3 protein-coding genes are annotated in these 2,847 nt (G+C 62.3%); all 3 read right to left on the bottom strand.

Annotated features, from left to right (window positions below):
* Nucleotides 1–139 precede the first annotated feature (139 nt).
* Entirely contained in the window at nt 140–784 is a 645-nt protein-coding gene (locus DK870_RS29015) for a glutathione binding-like protein (protein ID WP_161550413.1), read from the bottom strand.
* A gap of 106 nt (nt 785–890) precedes the next feature.
* Entirely contained in the window at nt 891–1,676 is a 786-nt protein-coding gene (locus DK870_RS29010; protein ID WP_161550412.1) for an ABC transporter ATP-binding protein, read from the bottom strand.
* Entirely contained in the window at nt 1,673–2,731 is a 1,059-nt protein-coding gene (locus DK870_RS29005) for an iron ABC transporter permease (protein WP_161550411.1), read from the bottom strand. Before DK870_RS29005 ends, DK870_RS29010 begins: the two co-directional genes overlap by 4 nt.
* Nucleotides 2,732–2,847: the final 116 nt, after the last annotated feature.

Here is a 2,847-nt window from a genome sequence, read left to right as displayed (position 1 = left end):
GGTCCTCCTGAAATACCGCGGCGTCTTTGTTGGGGCGGCTTTGCCACCCAGCGCGGGGCAAGCCCGCTCACTACAGATGATGTGTTCTACACCCACCCTTTAACTGACTGGCATTAGGGCAGGCCCCTCCCGCATGAAATCAGGACTGGGGCGGGTTGACCTTTTGCACCAGTTCATAGGCCCGAACCGTCGCCGGCCGCGCCTTGATGGTGTTGAACCAGCGCTGCACGTGGGGGAAGTCTTCCAGGCGCTGGCTCTGCCGCTGGTAGGAAGCGATCCAGGGGAAGATCGCCATGTCGGCAATGCTGTAGTCCTCGCCGGCCACAAAAGCTCGGTCGGCCAGGCGCCGGTCCAGCACGCCATAGAGGCGGGCGGTTTCATCGACATAACGCTTGATCGCATAGGGAATCTTCTCGGCTGCGAACTGGCTGAAATGATGATTCTGCCCTGCCATCGGCCCGAGTCCGCCCATTTGCCAGAACAACCACTGCAAGGTTTCCTGACGGCCGCGTAGATCACGGGGAATGAACTGGCCGGTTTTTTCCGCGAGGTACAGCAGGATGGCGCCTGATTCAAACAGCGAAAGCGGCGCGCCACCGTCGGTCGGGGTGTGATCGACGATGGCGGGGATGCGGTTGTTGGGAGCGATCTTCAGGAAGTCCGGCTTGAACTGCTCGCCCTGGCCGATGTTGATCGGGTGCACCGTGTAGGGCAGGCCGGCTTCTTCCAGGAACAACGAGACTTTGTGGCCGTTGGGGGTAGTCCAGTAATACAGGTCGATCATGAAGCTCTCCAAAAAGTGGTGATGCTTGAGCGAATGCCTGTAGGTATAGGTAACGTTCGGTGTACGAAAACTCAATGAAACATTTGCGCATATCCTTAGAGAGTTTTCACACTGCGCTGTCCACCAATACTTGCAACGACTGCTGCGAACAGCGCTCGATGCGCGCCTGCACGCCATACACCTCGGCGAACATCAGGGGGGCCAACACCTGATCCGCTGCGCCGCTGGCGTATAACCGACCCTGACGGAGCACGGCGATATGGTCGGCGAAGCGTGCGGCAAGGTTGATGTCGTGCAGCACCACCACCGCGATCAACTGGTGTTCGCGCACCAGCCCACGCACGCAGTCCATGACTTTCAATTGGTAGTTGAGGTCGAGGGCGCTGGTGGGTTCGTCGAGCAACATGACCTGGGGGCGACGGGCGATGAGCTGGGCGAGGCTGACCAATTGGCGCTGGCCGCCGGACAACGTGCTCAACCACTGATCGGCCAAATGCGCGATACCGATGCGCCGTAGCGCCTCGAAAGCCTCGCGCAGGCAGGCTTCGCTGGACAGGGGAATGCCGTCCACACGCGCCACGCGCAGGGCTGCGATTACGCTTTCCATCACGCTGAGGCTCAGGCCCGGTGGCAGGTTTTGCGGCATGTAGGTCACCCGACGGGCGCGCTCGCCCACGGACATGGCCGACAGGTCGAGGTCGCCCAGGCGTACGACACCGTGCATCTTTTCCAGCCCGGCCACGGCCCGCAGCAATGTCGATTTGCCCGCACCGTTGGGGCCGATCAAGGCGGTCAGGCTGCCGTGGGGCAAGGTGGGCAAACTGAGGTCATGCACAATCTGCCGACGCCCGTAGCTGACATTGGCGTGCTGTACGGTTAAACCTTCACTCATAGCTGCCTCCCGCGCTTGAACACCAACACCACGAAAATCGGCACACCCACCAGGGCGGTGACGATGCCCACCGGTACGATCACGCCGGGCATGAGCCATTTACTGGCGATCGACGACAGCGACAGCAACAAGGCGCCGGTCAAGGCGCTGGCGGGCAGCAGGAAGCGTTGGTCTTCGCCGACCAGAATCCGTGCGATATGCGGGCCGACCAGGCCGATAAAGCCGATGGTGCCGACAAACGCCACGGCGGTGGCCGACAGCAGGCTGATGCGCAGCAGCGAGAAAAACCGTAGGCGTTTCACGTCCACGCCGAAGCTTTGTGCACGGTCTTCGCCCATGCGCAGCAGGGTCAGGCGCGGGGCGGCGGCGAAGGAGAACGGCAACACCAGCGCCACCACCAGCGCCAGGATGCCGAGTTTGTCCCAGTTGGCCCGGGTCACGCTGCCCAGGGTCCAGAACACCAGTTGTTGCAGCACGTCTTCGGTGGCGACCAGCTGCAGCAAGGCCACCACGGCGTTACAACTGAACACCAGCGCGATGCCGAACAACACCAGGCTTTCAACACCGGCCCCGCGCAGGCGTGACATGGCTTGCAGCAGAAAAACCGAGGCGGCGGCGAAGATAAAGGCCGAGATGGAAATCGCCGTATTGGCCGACACCCACACCGTGGTCACCGGAAACACGATGACCAACGATGCTCCCAGCGCCGCCGCCGAGGACACGCCCAGGGTAAATGGGCTGGCCAGCGGGTTGTTCAGGATGGCCTGCATCTCGGCTCCGGCCAGGGACAACGCGCAACCGACCAGTACCGCCATCAGTGCGTAGGGCAGGCGCACGTTCCAGATGATCACTTGGTCGGTGGCGCTCAAGTGGGACGGGTGCAGGATGCCATCCAGCAGGGCCAGCAGGCCCATACCCGACGGACCGCTCGCCAGGTCCACCAGAATCGCGCAGGCCAGCGCCGTACCGAGCAACGCCAATAGCCAGGCACGCCGAGTCAGCAGGCGGCGATAGCCGTGGGTGGCGCTGGCGAGGTCAAGGGTTTGAGTGGTCATGGGGCTCACACACTATTGAACACGATGAAAATCCAACGGTGGGAGGGGGCTTGCTCCCGATGGCGGTGTGTCAGTGAAGCAATCTGTGGCTGACACACCGCCATCGGGAGCAAGCC

The organism is Pseudomonas sp. Q1 (assembly GCF_009935975.1).
In the GTDB taxonomy this organism is placed as follows: Bacteria; Pseudomonadota; Gammaproteobacteria; order Pseudomonadales; family Pseudomonadaceae; genus Aquipseudomonas; species Aquipseudomonas palleroniana.
This window is presented reverse-complemented; position numbering and strand designations above follow the sequence as displayed.

Bases quoted from the DNA above. Each gene is read 5' to 3' on its own strand.
- DK870_RS29015 (WP_161550413.1), bottom strand. From the start codon at position 784: ATGATCGACCTGTATTACTGGACTACCCCCAACGGCCACAAAGTCTCG.
- DK870_RS29010 (WP_161550412.1), bottom strand. From the start codon at position 1,676: ATGAGTGAAGGTTTAACCGTACAGCACGCCAATGTCAGCTACGGGCGT.
- DK870_RS29005 (WP_161550411.1), bottom strand. From the start codon at position 2,731: ATGACCACTCAAACCCTTGACCTCGCCAGCGCCACCCACGGCTATCGC.